Source organism: Microbacterium invictum (genome assembly GCF_034421375.1).
Classification (GTDB): Bacteria; Actinomycetota; Actinomycetes; order Actinomycetales; family Microbacteriaceae; genus Microbacterium; species Microbacterium invictum_A.
The window spans coordinates 3,238,071-3,257,548 of the sequence record NZ_CP139779.1 but is presented as its reverse complement, the minus strand read 5'-3'; the positions used below and the strand labels follow the sequence as shown (position 1 = coordinate 3,257,548).

Sequence of the window (19,478 nt, the reverse complement as noted above, 5' to 3'; positions counted from 1 at the left end):
TAGTCACTAAAGAGCAAAAGTGTCAGGCGGGAGTGCTGACCCGCTCGCTCGTCGGCCGGCCGTCGGCGAACCACCGGGCGAAGGTGACCTCGAACAGCTGCTCGCGGGCGAGTTCCGCGCCGCCGCGCAGGGGCGCGTTGCGATCGTTGACCGACTGCAGGATCTCGAGATCGCGCGTCGCGAGAGGGAGCGACAGCTCGTAGACGCGCTGCCTCACCTCGGCGAGATAGAGCTCGCCGGCGGATGCGACGGCACCGCCGATCACGATGACGCCGGGGTTGAAGACGTTCACCAGAGTCGCGATCGATCCACCGACGACCTTCGCCGAGGCCTGGAGCAGGGCGATCGCCAGGGCATCACCGTCCTCGGCGGCCAGGGCGATCGACTCGGTGGTGAGCTCATCCGGGGTGAGGCGACTGGCCTCGCCGGCGTCGATGCGCGCCTGCGCCTCGCGAACGAGCGCCCACCCGCCCGCGACCGCCTCCAGGCACCCGATCTTGCCGCACCGGCACGGTGCGTCGGCATCGGGGACGCGCACGTGCCCGATGTCGCCCGCCGAGCCGTTGGCGCCCCGATGGATGCGGCCACGCGAGAGCAGTCCGGCGCCGATTCCGGTGCCGATCTTGATGTAGATCAGGTCGGCATGATGGCGATTCCGCTCGGCCCGCTCGCCGAGGGCGAGGAGGTTCACATCGTTGTCCACCCAGACGGGGGCGCCGAATCGCTGCTCGAACCGCCGGCGGATGTCGAACCCGTTCCATCCCGGCATGATCGGCGGCGCGACCGGGCGTCCGGTCTCGAAGTCCACCGGCCCCGGAACGCCGACCGACACCGCCCAGACCGGTGCGTCGCCGGTGCGTTCGAGCACCTCGTCGATCATGCTCATGACCACATCGAGGGTGTCGGCGGGTCCGCGGGAGATGTCCCACGAGCGATGCACCTCCGCGATGACGTCGCCGTCGAGGGCGGCGACGCCGACGTGGATGTGCACCGCGCCCAGCGCGCAGACGATGATGCGCCCCTGGTCGGCGCGGAAGTGCAGGGTGCGAGGGGCGCGTCCTCCCGACGACGGGCCGAAGTCGCCGTCGGCGAGAAATCCCATGTCGATGGCCTGATCCACGCGCTGCGTCACCACGCCGCGCCCGAGGCCCGTGATGCGCCCGATCTCGGGCCGGGTGGTCGCCTCGCCGGTGCGTACCAGGTTCACGATCCGCAGCAGGCTCGTCACTTCGTCGGTCTGCGCCGCGAATCGAAGGGTGCTGTCTCTTGCCACGCTCGATTCTGACACAACACGTGGGCAATGCCGTCGGTTCAGGCGACAACTAATGCCATGACCCCGACATCTTCTGTATCGTTCGGACAGAAGAGCAGTGCGCGGCGTACGAGGGAGTCACCATGCGGGGAGTCGGGCTGATCGGCGCCGGACCAGGCGGCTGGGCGTTGCACGCGCCGACCCTCGCCCGACTGGATGACGAGTTCCGCCTCGTCCACGTCGCCGACGGCGGGAGCGGGCGAGCAGCCGAGATCGCGGCGCGGACGGGAGCGCGCAGCTCCACCGGGCTCGACGACCTGCTTGCCGATCCTGCCGTGGATGTCGTGGCGATCTGCTCGCCCCCGGAGGTTCACGCCGCTCAGGTGCTCGCCGCCGTCGAGGCCGGCATCCGCGTCATCCTCTGCGAGAAGCCGCTCGCCACCACGGTCGCCGACGCCGAGCGGGTCGTCGAGCGCTGTCGCGAGGCCGACGTCGCTCTCCTGGTCGGGACGCACCACCTCTTCGATCCCGCCTGGGGTCGGACCACCCACCACCTCACGGCGCTGTCCGGCCAGGTGCGCAGCGTGACGGTCACCCTCGCGCTGCCGCCGAACGACCGCTACCACCACGCGGTGAGCGACGCCGCCCTCTCGCCGACACCGCCGCGTCCGCGGCCCGACCTTTCGAACGCCGAGGTCGCAGCCGGCGTCGCGCGCGCACTCGTCTCGGGCCTCGTGGTTCACGACCTCCCGCTGATCCGCGATCTCGCCCGCGGCATCCCGCACCTGACCTACGCCACCCTCCTGAAGCCGATCGGCGTCGCACTCGGGTGGACAGCGGGCGACGTCACGGTGCGCTCGTCGGCCGTCATGCTGCCGAAGGGGGCCGACGCGCTCTGGCGACTGACGGTGCAGACGGACAGCGACCGCATCGACATCGCCTTCCCGCCCGCGTTCGTCCACGCCGGCAGCGCGACGGTGACCGTGCGGAGCGCCGACGGCACCCGGACGCAGTACGCTCCCGACCCCGACGATGGCTACCTCCTGCAGTGGCGGACCCTCGCTGCTCTTGCGAGGGGTGACGAGGCCGTCGAGTACGACGAGATCCACGCCGATGCGCGCTATGCGATCGAGCTGGCGGATGCCGCGGCTGCGGCGATCGGAGCATCGTCGTGATCCCGGTCTGGGCCTCGCCGGGCGTGGCCCGGCCGGTGTCGGTGCAGATGACGGCGGCGATGTCGTCGTTGGCCGGGCGCGTCGTCGCCGCGCGAGCTGCCGCCGGGGCCTTGACCGTTGTCGGGGGTGACGGGTGGTGCGGTGACGCACACGCAGCCCTCGACGCAGGAGCCCGCGGCATCTTCGCGCTGCACCCGCGCGGGGTCGGCGCCTCGGATCTCGAGGCTCTGCGCTCGGCGGCGGGGACGCGTCCGGTCTTCGTCGAGCGACATCGGAGCCCGAGAAGCTTCGTCGCGCGCGTCGCCGAGCTCCTGGCGGCGCCGCCGCTCTCCGCCACCCTGCCGTCGCTCATCGACGTCGCCGTCTCGGCGCCGCGGAACGACCTCGTGGACGCCCTGGCCGACGCCGTCGGATGGGCGGCGACCCTCAGCGGTACCGCCGATCTGCGACCGATGCGTCAGACCGTGACGGACCACGGTGCGATCGGCCTCCTGTCCGCGTCGTCTGCGGATGGCGCACCGGGCGTCGCCGTCACCGTCTCTGCAACGGTACTCGCCGCGGGCGTGGGCACAGGCGTCCTTCGCGCCACCTCCCTCGCTCCCGCGCGGTTGGAGGTGGAGATCGACCTCGACGCCGGGACGCGGACGGCGACGGTCGTCGATGAGCTCGGCGCGGTCGCGGCGGCGCCGTCGTTCGAAGACCCCGTTCGCGCTGCTCTGCGCCATGCGCTCGACCGGCTCGACGCCGGACAGGGCGCCGACGATCTGGATGCGCTGAGGCGTGACCGCGCGTGCGCCGACGCTCTGCTCGCGCGTGCCACCTCGTCATAAAGCCGACTGATAGCCAGCATCCACAGTTTCGGATTCCCTTATGTCTTTCTTCGACCGATAGTGGGTTTCGGGCGGCGAAGTCACACGCCCCACAGCTTCCGAAAGGGTCGAAGATGATCAAACTTCTCTCTCATCTGTCCTACGTCTCCATCACAGCTCCCGACGTCGAGGCGTCGGTGAAGTTCTACGAGGAAGAGGTCGGTCTCACCGTCGTCGACCGTGTCGACGGCCGGGTCTACCTCCGCTGCTGGGGCGACTACTACGCCTACTCCGTCGTGGTGGTCCCCGGCGACGAGCCGTCGCTGGAGACGATGGCGTGGCGTACCTCGAGCGAAGAGGCGCTCGACGAGGCCGTCAAGCGCATCGAGGCCGCGGGCGTGCAGGGCGAGTGGTTCGAGGCGCACAAGATCGGTCGCGCCTACCGTTTCGTCGGACCGCAGGGCCACCCGATGACGCTGCACTGGAACGTCACGCGCCACCAGGCTCCCGGTCACACCGCCTCGATCTACCCCGACCGCCCCGAGAAGCGCAGCAAAGTCGCCGGTGCTCCGCGCCAGCTCGACCATGTGACCGTTGCGGCGCGCGATGTCGACGAGTTCGCGAAGTGGTACAACGAGGTGCTCGGCTTCCGCATCATGGCCCGCACCGTTCTCGACCAGGCCCCCATCTCGGTGTTCAGCGTGCTCACCACCAACGAGAAGTCCCACGACCTCGGCGTGGTCCTCGACGGCTCCACCCGTCCGGGACGCATCAATCATTACGCGTTCTGGGTCGACACCTACGAGGAGCTGCTGATCGCGGCCGACACGCTCATGGAGCGCGACATCCCGATCGAGTACGGGCCCTCGATCCACGGCATCGGCGAGCAGACGTTCCTCTACTACCGCGAGCCGTCCTCGATGCGCATCGAGCTGAACACCGGCGGCTACCGCAACTACGTGCCGGACTGGACGCCGAACACCTGGAAGCCGTCGCTCGGCTCGAGCAACATGTACCGCAACGGTGCGATGCCGATGTCGATGACGGAGTCGTTCCCTGCCGCCGACGGACCGAGCGCGACCGAGGAGGGTGTGCCGGACGAGATCCGCGACGCGCTCATCAACCCCTACACCACGACCGGCTGATCCGTGCTCGATTCCCGGGGCGGCCGAGGACCGGCCGCCCCGGGCACCACGTCAGGATTCGAGGAGGACTCATGACGACACCACCCCCCGCTCCCTTCGCTCTCGCCCGCTACCGCGAGGGCGATTCCGTGCGTCTGGGCCTCGTCGCCGGCGACCGCATCCGGCCGCTCGGCGAGGCGGAGCTCGGCGCGGCGAACATCAACGACTTCCTCGCAGACCCCGATTGGTCGCGGCTGCAGACAGAGGCTGAGGAGACGGATGCCGCGTGGCGACCTCTCAACGAAGTGACCCTCACCGCTCCGGTCGAACCCCGTCAGGTGCTGCAGGCGGGAGCGAACTACCGCACCCACGTGGTGCAGCTGATCATGGCGGGCCTGACGAAGGGGGGCGAGTCCGACCTCAGCCCCGACGAGGTGCGCGCGAAGGCCGAGAAGATCATGGACGCCCGGGCCGCGAGCGGTCGGCCCTTCATCTTCCTCGGGCTCGCGCAGTGCGTCGTCGGCGACGATGTGCCGCTGGAGCTTCCGGCGTACAGCGACACCCACGACTGGGAGCTGGAGCTCGCCGTCGTGATCGGGCGCGAAGCGTTCCGGGTGAGCCCCGAGCGCGCGCTCGACCACGTCGCCGGGTACACGATCGTCAACGACATCACCACACGCGACCGGGTCTTCCCGCCCGACGTCGGCGACATCGGCGCCGACTGGTTCCGCTCGAAGAATGCGCCCGGCTTCCTCCCGACCGGGCCCTACCTGGTGCCGGCCCCGTTCGTCGACCCGGGCGACCTGTCGGTCCGGCTCGAGCTGAACGGCGAGGTGATGCAGGATGCGACGACGGCCGAGCTCGTCTTCGACGTGCCGACCCTCATCTCGGCGGCATCCCAGACCCTGCCCCTCCTGCCGGGCGACCTCCTCCTCACCGGCAGCCCCGCCGGCAACGGCCAGCACTGGAAGCGGTTCCTGCGGGACGGCGATGTGATGACCGGCACCATCAGGGGCCTGGGGACCCAGGTCGTCCGCTGCGTCACGGCCCCTCGACACGGCGCTGACGCGCCTACTCGGGAACCGGTGTCGTGATGACGACACGTCCGTCCGAGAACCCCGCCGACCTCGACCGCACCGACCCCGAGGGCGAGATCGCGGCCCGCGCCGCCGCCCACCGCAACTGGGGGCGCTGGGGCGAGGACGATGTGCTCGGCACCCTCAACTTCATCGACGCCGCGAAACGCGTCGCCGCGGCATCCCTCGTCCGCGAGGGGATCGTCGTCTCGCTCGCCCAGGCGTTCGACACCGACGGACCCCAGACCGGCTGGCGACGCCGCACCAACCCGGTGCACACGATGACCGACACCGGCACCGACGCCGAGCGCGGCAATCAGGGCTTCCCCCACGGCATCGGCGGCGCCGACGACGTGATCGCGATGCCGCTGCAGTGCTCGACGCAGTGGGACGGCCTCGGCCACATCTTCGATCACGGCATGGCGTGGAACGGTCGCCGCGCGGGTGACGTCGTCACCAGCGACGGCGATCTCGTCACCGGCATCGAGCACACCCGCACCTCGTTCGTCACCCGCGGCGTGCTGCTCGACGTCGCCGCACACCTCCGCCCCGAGACCCGCGAGCTCGAAGACGGCTACGCCATCACGGCGGCCGACCTCGAGGCGACGATCGCCGCGCAGGGTACGTCGAGCGTGGTCGGCCGCGGCGACATCGTCGTGGTGCGCACCGGACGCTACGCCCGCACCCGCCGCGAAGGGTGGAACGGCTACGCCGGCGGGTCGGCGGCGGGGCTCTCGCTCACCACGGCCGGGTGGCTCCACCGCACCGAGATCGCCGGCATCGCCACCGACACGTGGGGGTTCGAGGTGCGGCCGAACGAGTTCGACGTGCCCTCCTTCCAGCCTCTCCACCAGGTCGTGATCCCCAACATGGGACTCTCGATCGGTGAGATGTGGAACCTCGAGGAGCTGGCCGAGGCCTGTCACCGCCTCGACCGGTTCGATTTCTTCCTCGCGGCGCCGACCCTGCCGATCACCGGCGCGGTCGGATCGCCCGTCAACCCCGTCGCCGTCGTGTAAGACGACGCGCAACACCCACAGAACAGGGAGGTTCTGACATGACCGCAGTACACAGGGTCGCCATCGCCGGTGCCGGCGTCGCGGGGCTCGCCGCCGCCATCCGGTTGGCGGCGAACGGCGTAGAGGTCGATCTCTACGAGTCCAAGCCCGAGCTCACCGCCCTCGGATCGGGGATCTCCCTCCAGGGCAACGCCCTCCGGGTCTTCGATGCCCTCGGTGCATGGGATGACATCCGTGCCGCGGGCTTCGCGTTCGAGGGGCTGACGCTGCGCGCCCCTGGTCCAGACGCGCCGGTCGTCGCGAACCTCCCCGACGTCAAGACCGGTGGGCCCGACTATCCGGCGGCCATGGGGATGCCGCGGCCCGACCTCGCGCGGATCCTGCTCGAGCACGCCGAGAAGGCCGGTGCCCGCGTGCACTTCGGGCGCTCCATCACCGGCATCGACGCCCGTGCCAACGACGCGGTCGAGGTCTTCGTCGACGGCGAGTCCGCGGGCGAGTACGACCTGCTGATCGGCGCCGACGGGCTCAACTCCACGATCCGCGAGATGATCGGCATCACCGACAAGCCCGAGCCGACCGGGATGGGCATCTGGCGCACCTTCGTCTCACGGCCGCCGGAGGTGGAGCGCAGCGAGCTGTACTACGGCGGGCCCGTGTACATCGCCGGGTACACCCCCACCGGCAAGGACTCGATGTACGCCTTCCTCGTCGAGAAGGCCCAGGACCGCCAGGGCGTCTCCGACGAGGAGGCGACCCGCATCATGATCGAGGAGTCGCGCGCCTATGGCGGCCCCTGGAACGCGATCCGCGCCGACCTCGAGAAGGGCGCGCACGCCAACTACACCTGGTTCACCAAGCACCTCGTCGACGGGCCGTGGAACCGCGGCCGGGTGGTCATCATCGGTGATGCCGCGCACAGCTGCCCCCCGACGATCGCGCAGGGCGCGGCCCAGGGGCTGGAGGACGCCCTCGTGCTGACCGAGCTCCTCACCACCCGCGACGCGGTCGACCAGGACCTCTGGGACACCTTCCACGCCCGGCGCCTGCCGCGCGCGAAGGCGGTGGTCGAGGCATCCGTCCAGCTCGGTCAGTGGCAGATCGACGGCAACCGCGACGCCGACGCCGGCGGCCTCATCTTCGGTATCGCCCAGCAGATGGCCCAGCCCGCATGAGCGCCGGGCACCCCGTCACCGACGTGCACGCGCACGTGCTGCTGCCGGCGCTGCACGCCGAGGTCGAGCGTCGCGCGCCCGATGAGGTGCGCGCCGCCGCCGAGCTCGACCTGCGCCGCAACGGCGCCGAGAGCCAGGCGGTGTCGGGCCCGATGGTCGGCTCTCGCATCCCGAAGCTCACCGACGTCGCGGTGCGCCTGGCCGACATGGATGCCCACGGCGTCGACCGCCAGTGGGTGAGCGCGTCGCCGAATCACTTCTACCCCTGGGCGAACGAGGGGCTGTCGGTGTGGATCGCGATGGAGGCGAACCGTCTCATCGCCGAGCACGTCGCTCAGGCCCCCGATCGGCTGACTGGGCTGGGAGTCGTTCCGCTGCAGCATCCGGAGCGCATCCTCGAGTGCCTCGACGACGCCGTCCTCGGCCGGGGGCTCGCGGGCGTGGAGATCTCCTCCTTCGCCGGTGACGTCGAGCTGTCGGACGAGCGACTCGAGCCGTTCTGGGCACGCGCGGCCGAACTCGGCGTGGTGATCTTCCTCCACCCCTTCGGCTGCAGCCTCGACGAGCGACTCGACCGGTTCTACCTCGCCAACACGGTGGGGCAGCCGGTGGAGAACGCGGTGGCGCTGTCGCACCTGATCTTCTCGGGCGTGCTCGACCGGCATCCGGATCTGAAGATCGTCGCCGCGCACGGCGGCGGGTACCTGCCGACGGTGATCGGGCGTTCCGACCACGCCTGGCGGGTGCGCCCCGACGCGCGCCGCTGCGCGCACCTGCCGTCGACGTACCTGTCGAAGCTGTGGTTCGACACGGTGGTGCACGACGCCAGGACGCTGCGGGCCCTCGTCGAGGTCGCCGGCGCCGAGCGGGTGGTGCTCGGCAGCGACTACCCCTTCGACATGGGCCTCGACGACCCCGTCTCGTTCGTCCACGACGCGGAACTCTCCGACGAGGTCACCCGGCGGATCGTGTCGGAGAACGCCGCCGAGCTGCTTCGAACGCGGGTGAAGGTATGAGGATCGCGCGCTGGATCGGCGACGGCCATGCCGGTGACACCGGTGAAGGGTTCATCATCGGCGACCGCGTCGTGCCGTTCCCCGACGGCCTGACCGTCGCCCGGGTGCTCGCGGGCGGGCTTCCTCTCGCGCATGCGCTCCACCACCGCGTCACAGACAGCCGCACGATCGCCGATCACGGACGACCGATCGAGGACGTGACGCTGCTCGCGCCCCTGCAGCCGGCCTCGGTGCGCGACTTCGTGACCTTCGAAGAGCATGTGGAGGGGGTCAGTGCCGGGGTCGAGGGCAAGAGCAACGTCGCCGACGAGTGGTACCAGGCGCCGACGTTCTACTTCACCAATCCGCACATGATCCTCGGCCCGGGTCAGACGGTGGACCCGCCTGTCACCGAGCGCCTCGACTTCGAGCTCGAGGTCGCGGTCGTCATCGGGGATGTGGCGGGGTCGACGGGCTCGAACCTCGACGCCGAGCAGGCGGCGGCGCACATCTTCGGGTACACGATCATGAACGACTGGTCGGCCCGCGACCTCCAGGCGCGGGAGATGAAGGTGCGCCTCGGGCCCGCAAAGGGCAAGGACTTCGGCACGAGCCTCGGCCCCTGGATCGTCACCGCCGACGAGCTCGCCCACCATGTCGACGCCGACGGCTTCCTCGCCATCCGCGCCGAGGTGCGCGTCAACGGCGAGCTCATCGGTGAAGACCTCGTGTCCAACATGGGCTGGCCCTTTCCCGAGCTCGTCGCCTACGCCTCGCGCAACTCGCGGGTCGCCCCCGGTGACGTGCTCGGATCGGGAACGGTCGGGAACGGCGGATGCCTCGGCGAGCTGTGGGGACGCAACGGCGGCCTGACACCCCCGCCGCTCAAGCCCGGCGATGTCGTGACGATGTCGGTCGAGAGCCTGGGCGAGCTGAGCGGTCGGGTCGGCGACTACGTGCCCGCGCCCGATCTGCCGAGCGCGCGTCCGCGTCCAAGGCTGCGACACCGGCCACTTTAGTTGCTTTTCGACTGAAGGTGGCATAAAGTGGACCTGACGTCGGGGTCCTCTGGACCCGTTCCCGCCGTGATGGATCGGACGGGGCACACCGAGTCGCGTCGACGGCCCGATCGATCGGGCACATCGTTCATGCCGCTCTCCCGCGCGAGGCTTCGCCTCCTCGTCATCTCCCTTCTCACCGCCGCCTTTCTCGGGGCCCTCGACCACACGGTGGTGGCGACCTCGCTCGCCAGCATCGCCGGCGACCTCGGCGCCCTCGAACACATGAGCTGGGTCGTCGTCGGCTACACGCTGGCGGCCACGGTGCTCCTTCCGGTCATCGGCAAGCTCGGCGACATCCTCGGTCCTCGTGCGGTGTTCCTCACGGCCCTCGTGGTCTTCATCGTCGCGTCGCTCGCGTGCGGCTTCTCGCAGGACATGACCCAGCTCGTCATCGCCCGGGTGCTGCAGGGTGCGAGCTCGGCTGGGCTCCAGCTCATGTCGCAGACGATCATCGCCTACGTCACCACACCGCGCGAGCGACCCCGCTACCTCGCGATCATCGGGGCGGCCTTCCCCGTCGCGATCGTTGTCGGCCCTCTCTTCGGCGGCCTCATCACCGACTTCTGGGGGTGGCCGTGGGTCTTCTGGATCAACGTGCCCGTGGCGCTGATCGCCCTCGTCCTGGCGGTCGTCGCGGTGCCGCACGTCGAACCGTCCGGCCGCCGGGGATTCGACATCGTCGGAGCGATCCTCTTCACGGTGGCGATGGTCTCGCTGGTCCTCGCCGTGACCTGGCTCGGAGACCCCGCCGCCGTGTTCGCAGTGACCGTGTCGTTCGCGATCGCCGCTGTGGCGTTCGCGGCCTTCTTCGTCGTCGAGACCCGTGTCGCCGAGCCCTTCCTTCCGCTTCGCGCTTTCCGAAACCGCGCGGTATCGGCCGGTATGGCGCTCTCGGCGATCATCGGAATCGGACTGTTCTCGGTGACCGCGTACCTCCCCACCTATTTCCAGATGGCCTACGGGGTGACGGCCACCGTGTCGGGGCTCGTTCCGATCGCCACGGTGTTCGGGATGCTGGTGGCCAACCTCGGCACGGGGTGGCTCGCCAGCCGTAGCGGCACCTACCGGCCCTATCCGATCATCGGGACGATCCTCGGCGCGGCCGGGCTCTTCACCATGTCGCTGCTGCCGGTCGGTGCGCCGCTGTGGGTGCCCATGGTCGTCATGTTCGTGGTCGGCCTCGGAACCGGAAGCTTCATGAGTCTCGTCATCGCCGTCGTGCAGTCCGCGGCGCCGCGGAGCCAGACGGGGAGCATCACCGCGACCCTCAATCTCGTGCGGCAGGTCGGTTCGACCGTCGCGACCGCGGTCATCGGCGGGGTCGTCGGGTTCGGTGTCGCCGGCCGCCTCCCGCAGGCGATCGACCCGAGCGGTCTGACGCCCGAGGTCGTGCGCGGGTCATCCGCGCTCATCCAGGCCGAGGTCGCGGGGATCTACCGCGACGTGCTCGCCCCCGTCTTCCTTGCCCTCTCCGTCGTCTACGCCCTCGGGATCATCGCCGCGCTGCTGCTCCCCGGCGGCCGCCTCTCCGACGAGTCGCCTGCCGACATCCCCGTCGACGTCGAACGCGTCTCCACACCCTGAACCCCGCCCCGCACCACCCAGGAGTCATCATGTCCGACACCCGCACCGTCGCCATCGTGGGCAGCGGCCCCATCGGCAGCGCCTACGCCCGCACCATCCTCGAGGGATCGCCCGACACTCGCGTCGTCATGTTCGAGGCGGGACCGCAGCTGACGCCCATCCCCGGTCAGAGCGTCCGCAACATCGTCGACCCCGACGAGAAGGCGCGGGCGCGCGAGAAGTCGCAGGGGCCGCAGGCCGGTGCCTTCCGCTCCGAGCTCGGCATCCCCGAGTCGGTGGTCGTCGAGGGCATGTTCACGGCACGCCAGGGTACGCACCTGCTCGACTTCGGCGGCCCCGGGTCGGCGCATGCGCCGACGTTCGGCGCTGTCGCGGCGGCGACGAACGTCGGCGGGCAGGGTGCGCACTGGACCTGCGCGACGCCCGCGCCCCAGTTCAGCGAGCGGGTGCCGTTCATCGGCGACGCGGAGTGGGAGGAGCTCATCGCCGAGGCCGGGCACCTGCTGCACGTGCAGAGCGCGGCATTCGCCGACTCGCGCGTGGGCGAGGCGATCCGCTCTCTCCTGGACGAGGAGTTCGGCGCAGAGCTGCCCGACGGCTTCGGCCCGAGCACCCTGCCGGTCGCCGGAGATCCGCAGCCCGACGGGACCATGCGATGGGCGGGAGCGGACGTCGTGCTCGGACCGCTCATCGAGCGGGGGAATCCTCTCGCCGACCGATTCGAGCTGCGCGACCTCACCCTCGTCCGCCGCATCGAGCACGACGGCGCGCGTGCGACCGGAGTGACCGTGGAGGATCTCCGCACCGGTGAGCGCTCCACCGTCGACGCCGATCTCGTGGTCGTCGCCGCGGACGCCTTCCGCTCACCGCAGCTGCTGTGGGCGTCGGGCATCCGGCCGCAGGCCCTCGGCCGGTACCTCACGGAGCATCCCGTCGTGATCTCCACCGTCGCCCTGGACCCCGAGAAGATGCAGCGCTTCGCTGACGAGTCCGACCTGGCCGACGAGAAGGCCCGCCGTGCGGTGAACCCCGTCGATCCGGTGGCCGCGGTGAACCGCATCCCGTTCTCCGAGCCCGACCACCCCTTCTCGCTGCAGGTGATGTACTCCGAGACCACGCCCTTCCCCATGGAGCCGGGTGCTCCGCACGCCGAGAACGAGTGGGGGTACGTGAACATGGGCTACGGCCTGCGCAAGCGCCCGCGCGTCGAAGACGGAGTGCGCTTCGACGACAACGAGCTCGATTGGCGCGGCTTCCCGAACATGACGATCGAGTACGCCCTCACGGGCGACGAGGAACGCGAGATCGCCGCGGCGACCGAGCGCCTGCGCCGCGCCGGCAACGCGCTCGGCCACTTCGTCGCCGAGCCGCGGCTGCTTCCGGCCGGATCGAGCCTGCACTACATGGGGACGATGCGGATGGGAGAGACCGACGACGGCACCTCGGTCGCCGATCCCTGGTCGCGCGTCTGGGGGTTCGACAACCTCGTCGTCGGGGGCAACGGCCTCATCCCGACGGCCAACACCGTCAACCCGACCCTCATGAGCACCGCGATCGCGGTGCGCGGGGCGCGCAAGGCGATCGAGCAGCTGCGCGGCGCGGAGGCTGTCTCGGTGCGCTGAGCCATAGTGGGTTCATGAGTCTCGAGGTCGAGGCGCTCCGCGCCCAGTTCCCCTCCCTCGCCTCCGGCATCGCGCACTTCGACGGCCCCGGTGGAACGCAGACGCCGCTTGCGGTCGCCGAGGCGATCACGCGGACGCTGACGTCACCGCTGTCGAACCGGGGTTCGTCGGTTCGGAGCGAACGGAATGCGGATGACGCGGTCACCGCGTTCCGCGCGGCGGTGGCCGATCTGCTGGGCGCTGACCCCCGCGGTGTCGTGTACGGGCGGAGTGCCACGCAGCTCACCTACGACCTCTCGCGCACCCTCGCGGCCTCGTGGGCCGAGGGCGACGAGATCGTCGTGTCAGAGCTCGATCACGACGCCAACGTCCGGCCGTGGGTGCAGGCGGCGGAGGCGCGGGGCGTGAGGGTTCGGTGGCTGCCGCTGGATCCCGCCACCGCCGACCTCGACCTGTCGCACCTCGACGAGATCGTGAACGAGCGCACCCGGATGGTCGCGGTGACCGCGGCATCCAATCTCCTCGGTACCGTGCCGCCGGTCGCGCGCATCGCGGCGCGCGCCCACGCGGTCGGCGCGCTCGTCCACGTCGACGGCGTGCACTACACCGCCCACGCATCGGTCGACGTCACCGCACTCGGGGCCGACTTCTTCGTGTGCTCGCCGTACAAGTTCTTCGGCCCGCACTGCGCGGTGCTCGTCGCCGACCCGGCGCTGCTCGAGACCCTGCACCCCGAGAAGCTCGTGCCCTCGACCGATCGGGTGCCGGAGCGCTTCGAACTCGGCACCCTCCCGTACGAGACCCTCGCCGGCGTCACCGCGGCCGTCGACGTGATCGCCGGGATCGCCCCGCCGGAACGGTCTCGTCGCGAGCGCCTCGTCGCCGCGCACCAGCTGATCGACCGGCACGAGACGGCCCTGCGCGAACGCATCGAGACCCGCCTCACCGAGCTCGGACTCGAGGTGCACTCGCGCGCCGCGAGGCGCACGCCGACGCTCTACGTCACCCTCGGCGACCGCGTCGCCGCCGCGGCATCCGACTTCCTCGCCGAACGCGACATCCTCGCTCCCTCCGGCAGCTTCTACGCGTGGGAGACCTTCCGGGCGCTGCGCCTCCCCGTCGAAGCGGGCATGCGGATCGGCGTGGCCGCGTACACCAGCGACGACGACGTCGATCGCCTCCTCGAAGGACTTGCGGAGTTTCTGACACGATGACTGCGCCAGCCCCGAGCCCGGCACCCGCCACCGCGACGCCACCCGACCAGCCACGCCTGTCCGGGCTCTTCGGCGACATGGAGCTGCTCGTCGTCATCCTCCTCGGCATCGTCTCGGTCGCCACCGCCTACACCTCGTTCCAGTCGACGCTGTACGACGGGCTCACCGCCTCGTCGTATTCGCAGGCGCAGAACAGCCAGACCGAGGCCGAATCGCTCTACCTCGAGGCGAACCAGACCTATGTGCAGGACGTCCAGACCTGGGGGCGGCTCACCGAGCTGTCCGTCGACATGGACAGTCCCGATCCCGTGGTCGCCGAGGCGGCGAGCGCCAAGTTCGACACGCTGCAGTTCGTGCTCGTCGACGAGATCTTCGATGCGGCCATCACCTGGTCGGACGAGGAGACCACCACCACCGGCGACTACGTCGGCCCTTTCGAGTCGGAGGAATACTTCGGCGCCCGCTTCGGCGCCTGGGCCGAAGAGGACGACCGCAGCATCGCCCTGTTCGAGACGGCCGAGGAGTACAACACCTTCGGCGATCGGCTGCAGCTGAACACGGTGCTGATGGCGATCACCCTGTTCCTCCTCGGTATCGCCGCGGTCGTCAAGCGCCGTCGCATCCAGTGGATCCTCATCGGATTCGGGATGACGATCTTCACCGTTGCCGCGGTGCTCACCGCCCTGGTGCCGTTCGCCTGGTTCTGATCGGATGGATTCTTGCCGGTGTGACCTGAGGAGCTGACACGATGACATCCACCCCTGGGGAATCCGATCGGCCGGCGCTCACTCCCCTGGCCGCACTGACCTCGAGCTTCGTGACCGAGCAGTCGGTGTACGGCGTGATCCTGGTGTCGGGCATGATCGTGATGAGCGGCGCGGGAGATCCGACGAGCCTCAGCGTCTTCGTCGTCGTCGTCAGCACCGTCATCGTCTTCTGGGGCGCCCACGTCTACGCCGGGACGGTCGCCGGGCACGGCCTCGGGCGTGATTCGCGCCCACTGTCGGACGCGTTCCGTCGAGCGGTGCGGCAGTCGAACGGCTTGCTGGTGTCCGCGCTGATCCCGTGCGCCATCCTCCTGCTCGGTACCGCGCGCCTCGTGGATGACCAGCTGGCGATCTGGGCGGCTCTGCTGTCGGGAACGGCGCTGCTGGCAGCGCTCGGGTGGATCGCCTTCCGTCGCCGCGGCGCCTCCGTGCCGCGCAGCCTCGCCGGCTCGGCCATGACAGCCGCATTCGGCGGGATCATGGCGCTGCTGAAGGTCGTCGTCGTGCATTGACCGTGTGGAAGACGCGAGCCCCGCTAGCGTGAGGGCGTGTCCTTCGCCGTCGCCCTCACCGTCCTGCTCGTTCTGCTCGGCGCCTTCCAGCTGGCCCTCGCCGCCGGCGCCCCGCTCGGGCACTTCGCCTGGGGCGGGCACCACCGCGTACTGCCGACCCGGCTGCGTATCGGGAGCGGGGTGTCGATCCTGATCTATGCCGTGATCGTGCTGATCGCCTGGAGCCGGGTCGGCGCGATCGACCTCATCGCGCCGGTCGTGTCGGAGGTCGGCATGTGGGTCGTCTTCGGCTACTTCGCGCTCGGGATCGTGATGAACGCGCTGTCCCGCTCGAGGCCGGAGCGGTTCACGATGACGCCGGTCTGCCTCGTGCTTGCGGTGCTGTCGTTCCTCATCGCGATGGGCTTCGACGACATCGAGATGGAGACGCTCACTCTCTGACCGGCGTCAGTGGTCACGACCGCGAGCCCCAGTTCCAGGCAGGCCGGTCGAGCACCCCGTGCCCCGCGACCTGCGTGCCGCGACCCGTGCTCTCCAATCGATGGGTGAGCGCACCCGCCCGCTCGAGCGCTCCGGCCAGCCGGTCGGCGTGGGTGACGACGATGACCTGGGACTGACCGGATGCCGCGGCGACGAGCTCCGCGAGGGGGTCGAGCAGGTCAGGGTGGAGGCTCGCCTCGGGCTCGTTCAGCACCAGGAGGGGCGCCGGGCGGGCGGGGAGGAGTGCCGCGCACAGCAGCAGATATCGCAGCGTGCCGTCCGAGAGCTCGCCGGCCGCGAGGGGACGGAGGAGTCCCGGCTGCCGCATGGAGAGGGTGAATCGACCGTCCACCGCCTCGATCTGCACCCGGGCTCCCGTGAAGGCGCGGGCGACGGCGTCATCGAGGTCCGCGCCGAACCCCGCGTCGTGAATCGTCGCCCAGACCGCCGCGAGGTTCTCGCCCCCGTGCGCCAAGGTGTGCGAGCGCGTGCCGATCTGCGGCGCTCGGGCGGGGGCGTCGGCATCGACGCGGAAGTGGTCGTAGAAGCGCCAGCCCGAAAGAGTGCGCCGGAGCGTCAGGAGCTCGGGCCCCGTGTCGCCGTCGGCGAGGTCGGTGACGATGCTCTCCCACGGCGCGAGCGCTTGAGCCAGGGTCGTCCAGGAATCCTCGCGCACGCGCGTCGCCGCACCCTTGCGGTCGATGAGCAGCGCGGCGGGCTTCGCGACCGGCCCGGCGAACACCTGCTCGCGCTTGATCTCGGGATCGCGGCTGAAGAGGTTCCGGGGATCTGTCTGCGGGATGCCGAGGTCGACGAGGAAGCCGAGTTCGTCCGAGGCGTACCCGAGCTTCACGGCGATCGGTTCGCGCCGCACGGTGCCCTGGGTTCCGCCGAACTCGGGTCCTGCCCACAGCAGAGAGGGGAGCCCCCCTTCCCGGGCGATCGCCGCGATGAGCGACCCCGTGGCGGACTGCGCGAGGAGGCGCATCGCGCGGTAGAGGTTGGACTTGCCCGACCCGTTCGGGCCGGTGATCACGGTCAGCGCGTCGAGCGGGAGCACCAGGTCGCGCAGCGACCGGTACCCGGCGACGGCGAGGGTGGTGAGCACTCCGACATCCTGTCAGGGGTGCCCGACACCGAACCGCAGCCGGTCGGAGAGCACCTTGGCCCCCGCGGATGACGCGAACCCGCCGTCGACCGGGATCTCCGCGCCCGTGACGTAGGCCGCCGCATCCGAGAGCAGGAACGCGACCGCCTCGGCGACCTCCTCCGCCTCGCCGGTGCGCTCGAGCGGCGTGAGGTCGAGCTGCGCCTCGCGCATCGCCGCGGGCGCGCTCGCCGTCATCGGCGTCTCGATGAACCCCGGGTGCACGATGTTGACGCGGATCCCCCGGGGCCCGAGCTCGGTCGCCGCGGCATGGGTGAGCCCGCGAAGCGCCCACTTCGAGGTCGTGTAGGCGACGGGATAGTGGCCGCTCACCGCGGCGATCGAGCCGACGTTGACGATCGACGACCCCTGCTCCATGAGAGGCGCGAGCGCCTGGATGCCGAGCATCGCCCCCGTGACGTTCACCGCGAGCACCCGGTCCCAGTCGGCGCGGGCGACCTCGCCGAGACGCGCGCGGTGGGTGATGCCGGCGTTGTTGACGAGGCCCCGCACGGGCGGGCCGTCGGCGAGCTCGGCCGCCAGCGCACCCCAGGCGCCCTCGTCGGCGACATCCAGAGTGCGGTAGATCACGCCCGATCCCGCCAGAGCGGGAGCCTCCGCGGCGAGATCGGTCGCGATCACGCGCGCTCCCTCGCGGGCGAGGAGGAGCGCTTCGGCGGCCCCCTGCCCTCGGGCGGCGCCGGTGACGACCACCACGCGGCCGGCGAGTCCCGGATGACGCGAGCCCGGAGTCATCCGATCACTTCACGCCCTTCATGAGGGCCAGCACCGGCTTGACCGACACCAGCAGCCCGATGCCGACGACGATGGCGAGTGCGCCGAGGATCGCGAAGTACGGGCCCTCGTTGTTCACGTCGAAGAACTGCGCCAGCCAGCCCGAGATCGAGGTGCCGAGGGCGACGGAGAGGAAGAACAGCGCCACCATCTGCGTGTGGAAGAGCTCGGGGGCGAGCTTGGTCGTCACCGAGAGCCCCACAGGCGAGACGAGCAGCTCGGCGACGGTGAAGACGAACAGGATGCCCACGAGCGCCAGGAGCGGGGTGGAGTTCGGCCCTCCGCCGGCGAACGGAAGGAAGAGCAGGAAGGCGACGCCCATGATCATCGTCCCGATCGCGAACTTCACCGGCGTCGACGGCTGGCGGGTGCCGAGCTTCAGCCACAGCGTGGCGAAGACCCCCGAGAGGATGATGATGAAGATCGGGTTGATCGACTGCACCCACGACACCGGCATCGTCCAGCCGAAGATGTCGCGGTTGAGCTTCTGATCGGAGTAGATCGTCACCACCGTGAACTGCTGCTGGTACAGCGACCAGAACGCCACGCTCGTGATGAACAGCGGCAGGAACCCCCACACCCGCGAGCGCTCCGTCGAGGTGATGCGGCGGCTGGAGAGGATGACGAAGAAGTAGGCGATCGTCGCACCCAGGGTCACCACGATGACCACGAGCGAGAGGTTGTCGACCGTGATCACGCCCACGAGCAGCAGCACCACGATGAGCCCGAGCCCGGCGGCGGCGATGCCGGCGAACAGGCCGTAGCGGTGACGGGGGAGCGGGTTCGGCACGATGCTCGCCTCGGGAGGGAGCTGTTTGCGACCGAAGGAGTACTGGATGAGTCCCAGGGCCATGCCGACCGCGGCGAGGCCGAAGCCCCAGTGGAAGCCCATCGTGGTCTGAAGCAGACCGGTGAGGAGCGGGCCGAAGAACGCGCCCAGGTTGATGCCGAGGTAGAACAGCGAGAAGCCGGCATCGCGGCGCGGGTCGTCGGCGGTGTAGAGCGTTCCGACGACCGAGGTGGCGTTGGCCTTCAGACCGCCCGAGCCCAGGGCGACGAGGATCAGGCCGACGGTGACGCCGAGGAACCCCGGCAGCAGGGCAAGCGCGATATGGCCCGCCATGATGACGATCGCACTGTAGAACAGCACCCGCTCGGATCCGAGGATGCGGTCGGCGATCCAGGCGCCGAGGATGGTGGACAGGTAGACCGACCCGCCGTAGGCGCCGACGATCCCCGCCGCAACGGTCTCGGGGAGGCCGAGGCCCCCCTGCGTCGTGGAGTAGTAGAGGTAGATGAGCAGGATGCCCTGCATGCCGTAGAAGCTGAAACGCTCCCACATCTCCACACCGAAGACGTGCGCGAGTGCCCAGGGCTGGCCGAAGAACCGGGTGTCGCGGTCGCCTTCGCCGCGTCCGAAGGTGGCGGCGGAGTCGGTACCGCTGTCATCGGCGGCGCGCCGTCCTGCGCGTGTGCGGGCGTCGGGATCCGCGGCCGCTGTCGCGCCCGTCGGGGGTCCGACGGGCACCTGCTCCGGTGCCCGGTCGCGGTCGTCGCTGTCCATGCGACGACGATACGCCCGCGTGCTCCGACCGTGGGGACGATTTCGCCGGCACGAGGAAACCCGGCCGAGCCGCGTACATCCGAGGGTCAAATGTCCTCGCCCCGGCC

General features: G+C 70.2%; 18 protein-coding genes. 14 read left to right on the top strand and 4 right to left on the bottom strand.

All coding sequences use genetic code 11. The features are described 5' to 3' along the window. Positions 1–22: 22 nt before the first annotated feature. Positions 23–1,273: an ROK family protein gene (locus T9R20_RS15635; protein WP_322410260.1), complete on the bottom strand. Its 1,251-nt coding sequence runs from the start codon at positions 1,271–1,273 to the stop codon at positions 23–25. A 122-nt stretch (positions 1,274–1,395) separates the two neighbouring features. On the opposite strand from T9R20_RS15635, the gene T9R20_RS15630 reads away from it, so the two are divergent. From T9R20_RS15630 to T9R20_RS15565, 14 genes are all read left to right on the top strand, one after another. Then, positions 1,396–2,427 carry a Gfo/Idh/MocA family oxidoreductase gene (locus tag T9R20_RS15630; RefSeq protein WP_322410259.1) on the top strand — a complete coding sequence of 344 codons (1,032 nt, stop codon included), beginning with the start codon at positions 1,396–1,398 and terminating at the stop codon, positions 2,425–2,427. Next, entirely contained in the window at positions 2,424–3,257 is an 834-nt protein-coding gene (locus tag T9R20_RS15625) for a hypothetical protein (protein WP_322410258.1), read from the top strand. Before T9R20_RS15630 ends, T9R20_RS15625 begins: the two co-directional genes overlap by 4 nt. A 113-nt stretch (positions 3,258–3,370) precedes the next feature. Continuing rightward, positions 3,371–4,381: a VOC family protein gene (locus T9R20_RS15620; protein WP_322410257.1), complete on the top strand. Its 1,011-nt coding sequence runs from the start codon at positions 3,371–3,373 to the stop codon at positions 4,379–4,381. Between the two features lie 71 nt (positions 4,382–4,452). Next, a complete protein-coding gene (locus T9R20_RS15615) occupies positions 4,453–5,454 on the top strand; it encodes a fumarylacetoacetate hydrolase family protein (RefSeq protein WP_322410256.1) in 1,002 nt (333 codons plus the stop codon). Continuing rightward, positions 5,454–6,455 carry a cyclase family protein gene (locus tag T9R20_RS15610; RefSeq protein ID WP_322410255.1) on the top strand — a complete coding sequence of 334 codons (1,002 nt, stop codon included), beginning with the start codon at positions 5,454–5,456 and terminating at the stop codon, positions 6,453–6,455. The genes T9R20_RS15615 and T9R20_RS15610 overlap by 1 nt, the downstream gene beginning before the upstream one ends. 38 nt (positions 6,456–6,493) lie before the next feature. Beyond that, on the top strand, positions 6,494–7,630 hold the full coding sequence (locus T9R20_RS15605) for an FAD-dependent monooxygenase (protein ID WP_322410254.1): 1,137 nt from the start codon (positions 6,494–6,496) through the stop codon (positions 7,628–7,630). Then, the gene (locus T9R20_RS15600; protein WP_322410253.1) at positions 7,627–8,646 is read left to right on the top strand and encodes an amidohydrolase family protein; all 1,020 of its coding nucleotides are present in this window, start codon (positions 7,627–7,629) and stop codon (positions 8,644–8,646) included. Before T9R20_RS15605 ends, T9R20_RS15600 begins: the two co-directional genes overlap by 4 nt. Further along, complete coding sequence (locus T9R20_RS15595) at positions 8,643–9,644, top strand: fumarylacetoacetate hydrolase family protein (RefSeq protein ID WP_322410252.1); 1,002 nt, start codon at positions 8,643–8,645, stop codon at positions 9,642–9,644. Before T9R20_RS15600 ends, T9R20_RS15595 begins: the two co-directional genes overlap by 4 nt. 129 nt (positions 9,645–9,773) lie before the next feature. After that, positions 9,774–11,270 (top strand): MDR family MFS transporter, encoded by a 1,497-nt coding sequence (locus T9R20_RS15590; protein WP_322410251.1) that lies wholly within the window; start codon positions 9,774–9,776, stop codon positions 11,268–11,270. Positions 11,271–11,299: 29 nt separating this feature from the next. Then, complete coding sequence (locus T9R20_RS15585; protein ID WP_322410250.1) at positions 11,300–12,892, top strand: GMC oxidoreductase; 1,593 nt, start codon at positions 11,300–11,302, stop codon at positions 12,890–12,892. Between the two features lie 14 nt (positions 12,893–12,906). Further along, a complete protein-coding gene (locus tag T9R20_RS15580; protein ID WP_322410249.1) occupies positions 12,907–14,106 on the top strand; it encodes a cysteine desulfurase-like protein in 1,200 nt (399 codons plus the stop codon). After that, positions 14,103–14,813, top strand: coding sequence for a hypothetical protein (locus T9R20_RS15575; RefSeq protein WP_322410248.1), 711 nt, complete (start codon positions 14,103–14,105; stop codon positions 14,811–14,813). The genes T9R20_RS15580 and T9R20_RS15575 overlap by 4 nt, the downstream gene beginning before the upstream one ends. Positions 14,814–14,854: 41 nt before the next feature. Continuing rightward, positions 14,855–15,385 carry a hypothetical protein gene (locus tag T9R20_RS15570; protein WP_322410247.1) on the top strand — a complete coding sequence of 177 codons (531 nt, stop codon included), beginning with the start codon at positions 14,855–14,857 and terminating at the stop codon, positions 15,383–15,385. A gap of 36 nt (positions 15,386–15,421) precedes the next feature. Then, positions 15,422–15,826, top strand: coding sequence for a hypothetical protein (locus tag T9R20_RS15565; RefSeq protein ID WP_322410246.1), 405 nt, complete (start codon positions 15,422–15,424; stop codon positions 15,824–15,826). Positions 15,827–15,839: 13 nt separating this feature from the next. Here T9R20_RS15565 and T9R20_RS15560 read toward each other — a convergent pair whose 3' ends face one another. From T9R20_RS15560 to T9R20_RS15550, 3 genes are read right to left on the bottom strand one after another with little or no spacing between them, the layout of a single operon-like run. After that, positions 15,840–16,973, bottom strand: a complete 1,134-nt coding sequence (locus tag T9R20_RS15560) for an AAA family ATPase (protein ID WP_322410245.1) — start codon at positions 16,971–16,973, stop codon at positions 15,840–15,842. A gap of 12 nt (positions 16,974–16,985) precedes the next feature. Beyond that, positions 16,986–17,768 carry an SDR family NAD(P)-dependent oxidoreductase gene (locus tag T9R20_RS15555; protein ID WP_322410244.1) on the bottom strand — a complete coding sequence of 261 codons (783 nt, stop codon included), beginning with the start codon at positions 17,766–17,768 and terminating at the stop codon, positions 16,986–16,988. A 4-nt stretch (positions 17,769–17,772) separates the two neighbouring features. Further along, positions 17,773–19,371 (bottom strand): peptide MFS transporter, encoded by a 1,599-nt coding sequence (locus T9R20_RS15550; RefSeq protein WP_322410243.1) that lies wholly within the window; start codon positions 19,369–19,371, stop codon positions 17,773–17,775. Positions 19,372–19,478: the final 107 nt, after the last annotated feature.